Source organism: Verrucomicrobiia bacterium, assembly GCA_035577545.1.
Lineage (GTDB): Bacteria > Verrucomicrobiota > Verrucomicrobiia > Palsa-1439 > Palsa-1439 > Palsa-1439.
This window is the reverse complement of the sequence record DATLVI010000033.1, coordinates 1-6,167: the sequence shown is the minus strand read 5'-3', so window position 1 is coordinate 6,167 and position 6,167 is coordinate 1. Positions and strand designations below refer to the sequence as shown.

Here is a 6,167-nt window from a genome sequence, read left to right as displayed (position 1 = left end):
GGACGAAGCTGCTGTGAGTAAATTGTCGTTTGGTTTCATCAGTACTTGGCAATCTCGGTGACAAAAATATTGGTGTTCGGTGGCTGTTTGGAGGCGGTGCTAAGCGCGAACCACGGCCAAATAATGCGCAACTGGGTGGCTTCCAAGTTGGCAAACCCGGGAACCGCAGTAGCAGTAATCTCACACTTAAACATGGCATTGGACGCGGACGCGGCATTCGTTTCCTGTCCATTGCCGGTGAACCAGCGGAAAGTTGGTGGCGTCACGCCAATCGTGGCAATACCGGTTTGAATATCAATCTTTCGGGCGGCGATCGTGTCCTGCGCAACCATGCCACAGATTGAATCATCGGCGGCATTCTTGGCCGATGTAAGGGCCTGCGGAAACAAGCCGAGTATGGTGAGCAGGCCGATCGCTACGATAGATAGTGCCAATACGACCTCGATGAGCGAAAACGCTGCGGTGGCTTTCAGCGGTCTGGATGATTGTCTAATCGCGCTCATTGGATTGCCACTCGACCAAGGACGGAACTAACCATTACCGTCGAAATATTGCTGTTGGTACCGACAATTGAAACCGCGGTATTCGTGACGCCTTCACGGACAATGATGATTTGATCGACCGGGGAAACGAGGCTGCCATTTGGCTTAAAAACGATACTGCCCGCGGAGTTAGGATCGATGAGGACGCCCGCAGGCAGATTGTTCCACTTGTCCACTTGGATGTTGTTGGCAAAAACGGCGACCGCACCCCGCGACATCCGCAGCTCTGTTTGTGTGCGGTGAGTGATGGCGAATTGACGTGCCAGCTGGGCCGTATTCGAAACCTGGCGTGTGCCTCCCTGCACGCCCGCCGAACGGGTGAGGCCCGACATTGCGGGAATTCCAATGGCGATAACGATGCCGATGATCACGAGCACCGCGATCATCTCGATCAAAGTAAATGCGTTTTGTCTCTTCATTACCAACTCTTGATGTCGTCAGCAGTTCCACTTATGCCGTCAGGACCGTACGACCACACAATGACAGTTCGCGGCACGGTCGGAATGCCGGGAGTGGCGTTCGTGGTCACTTGATTGTCATAATCGACATCGAACAGGAAAGCGTATTGGTTGTTCCACGGATCAACAAGAGCACCGTTGGAATCCATTTTCAGATTGAGGAACTGGATTCCCTTGGGATTGTGCTGGGATGGAACATAATTAAGAATCGCTGTTCTGCTGCCCAAAAGCAGCGCGGTCACATCCGGAGTTGTCCGGATCCCCGTAACCGTCGTCTCCGCTGCGGGCTGTCCAAGGCACATGGTCGTGGCAGGATCCACCGGCCATTGGCTGTATTCGTTCAAATAGGCCTTCCAGCCGGTTTCGATGGCGTGAACCTCAGTTTGAGCCTTGGTGATCTTGGCCTTCTTCATGGCAGCGCTAATCGCGGGGAAGAGCAGGGCGGCAAGAATGCCGATGATGGCAATGACGGTCAGAAGTTCGATTAGCGTGAAGCCGCGGTTGAATCGTGAAGTGTTTTTCATGATGTTTTCCTAATTCGACTGCCAGTTGGTGATGTCGTCATTGGTGCCATTATCGTTCTTGCCGTCGGGTCCGGTGCTCCAAAGGTCGTACGTGGTTTTATTGATCGTGCCAGGGGATTGATATCGGTACTCATTGCCGAAAGGATCGATGACTTCTGATTTCGAGATCTCGTACGGAGTGAAAGCGGTAAAATACTTCTTTCCTCCGCCGACGCCCGCAAGTGCGTTGTACAACACCATCGTGCTACCCGGCCCGGGGATGGCCGGCTGCTGTGGATAGATCCCAATATCGGCCTTGTAGTCTTCCAGTTTGGCCTCGAGCGTTGCGATCCGAGCCACAGCACTCGACCTTCTCGATTTCTGAAGAGCGTACTTGGAGGCCCCGACGATGAGCGCCGCGAGGATTCCGATAATGGTGATCACAGTTAGCAATTCGACGAGGGTAAAGCCGGAACGATTTGCAGAGAGCTTCATCGAGTATTTCCTCGCTCACGGAGTTCGGTTTCCATGCGTTCACTAATCCACTGCTTGATCATTGATTGGTAGTTTAAATACCGCGACCGCGCCAGTCGTTTGATCCGCGCCAGCATCCGCGGATCGATCCGCAACGTGATCGACGTCGACTCCGTCTGGTCGGCGTTGATGATCGATTCGTCCATCAGCTTCGCGTCGATTCGATGCGACACCCAGAACTTCGCCTCGTCATGCTCGCACGCGAACTGCGGTATTTCCTCCCACACGGTTACGACATCCATAACTGCTGCCTCCTGCTGGGTGTGGTTAAAAATGGCGGTTGCACCAACGTCCCCCTCACCCGTCCCCGTAAACTATGACGGGGCCGGCCTCTCCCCCGGGGGGCGAGGCATGCGTTTCCTCTCCCCTTGGGGGAGAGGAGTAAGGTGAGGGGTGCCGTTGGCTTCTGATCACCACTCCGTCCCCCTACAATTCTGATCACGACGTCCATTCAGACACCTTCCTGTCGTAGAAGTATTCCTCTTCCTCCGTCATCGACCGCGAACCGATCACGCGCACCTGCTTGCCATCCGAGCGGTACACGCTGAAAATCCCGCGCCCTGTCAACGTCCGCCCAAGATAAAACGCCCGCGACTCCTTCGCGAACCGTCCCGAATCAGGAAACAACCGAATGCCAAGCGGATCTTCAAATGACTCTTCGATTTCACGGGTCGTCGGTGAATTCTTCGCAACAAATGGCGGATCTGACCAATCAAACTCCATAATCCTGTAACCACATTGTATGTACAGCGTACCCACGCCCCTGTCAACGACTTTTTGCGTAGAACGGGCGTCCCGCCCGTTCCCCGCATTGTAGGGCGGGATGCCTGTCGTGTAGGTATCCCGCCGTTCCTTCGTTGAACAGGCGTCCCGCCTGTTTCCGGCCCACCGCCCACTTTCTGTGTTTTCTTGACTCACACGCCTTTTCTTGCTCTACTCCCTTGTCCCGGCTGATAGCGGAGATTGATGCGCAATGAATAAGGGAATCATGGGAATCAGGACAATCATCGCGATCGGTTTTACACTCGCCGTAGTTAATGCCCAGGCCGCCACCAATAGTTGGATATTTGGAGGAAGTGACTTTTGGGACGTCGCCTCGCGGTGGTCCTTGGGACACGCCCCCGCCAGTAGCGACAGCGCCATCTTCGTCACGAATACGACGGCCAAGACCGTCACGATAGACGATACTGATACAAGTTTTTTCCCCAGCACGCTAACAATCAGCAATCTCACTGTGGCCGGCCCGGCCAGTGCGACCACGACCAACACGTTGAACCTTACCAATATGAACCTCGGGGCCCTCGTTCCGCTGAATGTCATCAACACTTTGACCATCGGTGCCCGCGGGCAATTGCAATTCATCAGGTCCATGCTTCACGCAGGGAACGCCTCCATTGACGCGAATGCAGTTCTGTTATTTGGTCTCGGTACGAACAGCAGCTCGGTTGTGGTCAGCAACAACCTGACACTGGGTGGCAAGCTCAACGTTGCCGACTCTGGCGGCTTCTTTACTGCCGGCAGCTACACGCTATTCACTTACGGCGGTGCGTTGACCTATAACGGGCTGACGGTCGGCACGACCCCTTCAAACACCACTTGTACGATCGATACCAGCGTCTCGGGCTTGGTTAAATTGACGGTAAGTGGATTTGTACCCCCGCCATCGACTGGCACGGTCCAACTAGTCTCCATCGTGCGGAGCACGAATAATATCGCAATTACGTGGGCCGCCACTGGCGGCACCACCAGTCGCGTGCAGGTCACCAGCGGCACCTTGGACGGTAGCTACAGCAGTAACAATTTCGTCGACATTTCAGCTTCTCAGTTTATCGCACCGGGGAGCGGCCTCGCGACCAACACCTATATCGAGGTTGGCGGCGCGACCAACGCCCCGTCCCGCTTCTACCGCGTCCGCCTCTCCCAGTAGCGGCTATTCCAAAGTGTAATCCGGCTACTTCTTTGCCTTTTTGGCGGTTGGCTCGCAGAACATTCTCACCGGCTAGTGCGGTTACTTGGCCAATTTTGGGCTCTTTTTAGCTACTACATCCCTTGAAATGCCCATTTTACCTAGGTTTCGAGGCGATGGCATGGCCACTGCTAAACTAACGCTCACGATGAAGGTCTTGATTGCAGATGATACGGATTCCGTTCGGTTCGCCCTGCGCCTGGTGCTCGAACATCTCGGCCACGAGGTGATCGGCTACGCCACCAATGGCCAGGACGCCATCGATAAGTGCGCCAGCATGCATCCCGAGTTGATCGTGATGGACGTGCGCATGCCTCTCATCGACGGACTCACCTGCACGACCATGCTCTCCAAATCCAGCCCCGACTCAAAAGTCGTCATCGTCACCGGCAGCCGCACCACGGAATCCGAAGCTCGCGAAGCGGGCGCCCGTGGATTCGTCGAGAAGCCGTTCGACGTCCGCGAGCTGGACCGCGCAATCTGCGGCGCACTCGCCGCCGCGTAATTTCTCCCCCTGTAGCCGCGTCGTAAGGCGCGGTTTTAATTTTTTCACTATTTTCTTGCCATACCACACATTTGTGTGGTATCACATCTTTCGTGCAAGAATCGCTGACACCACCGCAACAAAAGCTGCTTACCTACATCCTCGACAGCATCCGCAAAAGCGGCTCACCGCCCACTGTCCGCGAAATCTGCGCCAAATTCGGCTACCGCTCCACCGGCACCGCCCGCGATCATCTCGGGGCCCTTGAAATCAAAGGTTACCTCCGAAAACTCCCCGGCAAATCACGCGGCCTTGTCCCCAGCAACTGGTCCAAACTTCTCCGCGCCGAGTTCCTCCTTCCCATCCCCATACTCGGCCGTGTCCCCGCCGGCGGCCCGCTCCTCGCTGAGGAAAACATCGAGGGTAGCCTCGACCTCAGCGAGGAGTTCGCCGGCCAAAAAACTTTCGCCCTCAAAGTCCATGGCGATTCGATGATCGAAGCCGGAATCTGCGAGGATGACCTCGTAATAGTCCGTGCCCAGCCCCACGCCGAGCCCGGCGAGATCGTCGTCGCGCTGGTCGACGGTGAATCCACCGTCAAGCGCCTCGAGCGCCGCAACGGCAAACTCTGGTTGCAACCTGCGAATCCCCGCTACGAGCCAATTGCCGTCGGTGGCGACACCCGCATCCTCGGCAAGATCATCGGCGTGATCCGCAGTTACGAGCGCAAATACTGAGTACAGCCGCAGCGGGTACCCAGGCGTAGTTGGTGCCCTGGCGCAGCCAGTTTCGTCGCTTGCGCAACGCCCACCCGCGCCGTACTATTCCCCCGTCTATGGAAACCGAAATCATGACGGTCAGAGAGGTCGCCAATTATCTCCGCCTGAGCGAGAAGACTGTCAGTCGCATGGCGCAGGAAGGCCGGATCCCTGCGCAAAAACTCGCCCACCAATGGCGCTTCCAACGTAGCTCGATCGATTCGTGGATGGCCAACCGCGCGGCGATACCTGCCGACGAACAACAACTTTCTCCCGAAGACACCGGCCTGCCCGCGGCCCTGACCGTCGCCAACGTCATCACGCCCGCGCGCATCAGCCTCAACCTCACCGCGCCGGACAAGAATGGCGTGTTGCGCGAGTTGTGCGCGCTCGTTCTCGACCCGCGCGAGGAACGGCTCTTCGAAACGCTCCTCCAGGCCCTCCGGGCGCGTGAAGATTTGTGCCCCACCTGCATCACCGAGGGCGTTGCCATCCCGCACGCCCGCAACGCCCTCGTCGGCCTCGTCGACAGCCCCGTGCTCGCCTACGGCCGGCACAACCAGGGCATCGACTTCGGCGCATTGGACGGCAAGCCCGTTTATCATTTCTTCCTGCTCTGCGCGCCCAACGTGCGCCAGCACCTGCAACTGCTCTCGCGCCTCGCCCGGCTCGTGAACAACGCGGACTTCCGCGCCAAATTGATGACCGCGAAGTTGCCCGACGACGTCCTCGCGATGATTCGCGAGGCCGAAGACCGCCTCGTGCCGCACTAAACCATGCGCTTTCCGATTTATCGCCCCCGCCGATTGCGGCAGAACCCGAAGCTCCGCGCGCTCGTGCGGGAGACGGAGTTGTCGGTCAGCCACCTCGTCATGCCGCTGTTCGTGCGCGAAGGCTCGCGTCTCCGCAAACCAATCAGCTC

General features: G+C 57.2%; 11 protein-coding genes. 5 read left to right on the top strand and 6 right to left on the bottom strand.

Translation table 11 applies throughout. The features are described from left to right. Positions 1–38: 38 nt before the first annotated feature. From VNL17_11910 to VNL17_11885, 6 genes are all read right to left on the bottom strand, one after another. Positions 39–503 (bottom strand): hypothetical protein, encoded by a 465-nt coding sequence (locus VNL17_11910; GenBank protein ID HXI84780.1) that lies wholly within the window; start codon positions 501–503, stop codon positions 39–41. Further along, complete coding sequence (locus VNL17_11905; GenBank protein ID HXI84779.1) at positions 500–961, bottom strand: prepilin-type N-terminal cleavage/methylation domain-containing protein; 462 nt, start codon at positions 959–961, stop codon at positions 500–502. The genes VNL17_11910 and VNL17_11905 overlap by 4 nt, the downstream gene beginning before the upstream one ends. Then, the gene (locus tag VNL17_11900; GenBank protein HXI84778.1) at positions 961–1,524 is read right to left on the bottom strand and encodes a prepilin-type N-terminal cleavage/methylation domain-containing protein; all 564 of its coding nucleotides are present in this window, start codon (positions 1,522–1,524) and stop codon (positions 961–963) included. Before VNL17_11900 ends, VNL17_11905 begins: the two co-directional genes overlap by 1 nt. Positions 1,525–1,533: 9 nt before the next feature. Then, entirely contained in the window at positions 1,534–1,998 is a 465-nt protein-coding gene (locus tag VNL17_11895; GenBank protein HXI84777.1) for a type II secretion system protein GspG, read from the bottom strand. Next, complete coding sequence (locus VNL17_11890) at positions 1,995–2,279, bottom strand: CopG family antitoxin (GenBank protein ID HXI84776.1); 285 nt, start codon at positions 2,277–2,279, stop codon at positions 1,995–1,997. The genes VNL17_11895 and VNL17_11890 overlap by 4 nt, the downstream gene beginning before the upstream one ends. A gap of 196 nt (positions 2,280–2,475) precedes the next feature. After that, complete coding sequence (locus VNL17_11885; protein ID HXI84775.1) at positions 2,476–2,760, bottom strand: hypothetical protein; 285 nt, start codon at positions 2,758–2,760, stop codon at positions 2,476–2,478. Between the two features lie 250 nt (positions 2,761–3,010). On the opposite strand from VNL17_11885, the gene VNL17_11880 reads away from it, so the two are divergent. The 5 genes from VNL17_11880 to VNL17_11860 form a co-directional block, all read left to right on the top strand. After that, on the top strand, positions 3,011–3,964 hold the full coding sequence (locus tag VNL17_11880; protein HXI84774.1) for a hypothetical protein: 954 nt from the start codon (positions 3,011–3,013) through the stop codon (positions 3,962–3,964). A gap of 160 nt (positions 3,965–4,124) precedes the next feature. Beyond that, a complete protein-coding gene (locus tag VNL17_11875) occupies positions 4,125–4,508 on the top strand; it encodes a response regulator transcription factor (protein HXI84773.1) in 384 nt (127 codons plus the stop codon). Between the two features lie 92 nt (positions 4,509–4,600). Beyond that, positions 4,601–5,224, top strand: a complete 624-nt coding sequence (gene lexA / locus VNL17_11870; GenBank protein HXI84772.1) for a transcriptional repressor LexA — start codon at positions 4,601–4,603, stop codon at positions 5,222–5,224. Positions 5,225–5,337: 113 nt separating this feature from the next. Next, entirely contained in the window at positions 5,338–6,018 is a 681-nt protein-coding gene (locus tag VNL17_11865) for a PTS sugar transporter subunit IIA (protein HXI84771.1), read from the top strand. A 3-nt stretch (positions 6,019–6,021) separates the two neighbouring features. Continuing rightward, a partial coding sequence (locus VNL17_11860) for a porphobilinogen synthase (GenBank protein HXI84770.1) occupies positions 6,022–6,167 on the top strand: 146 nt, incomplete at its 3' end.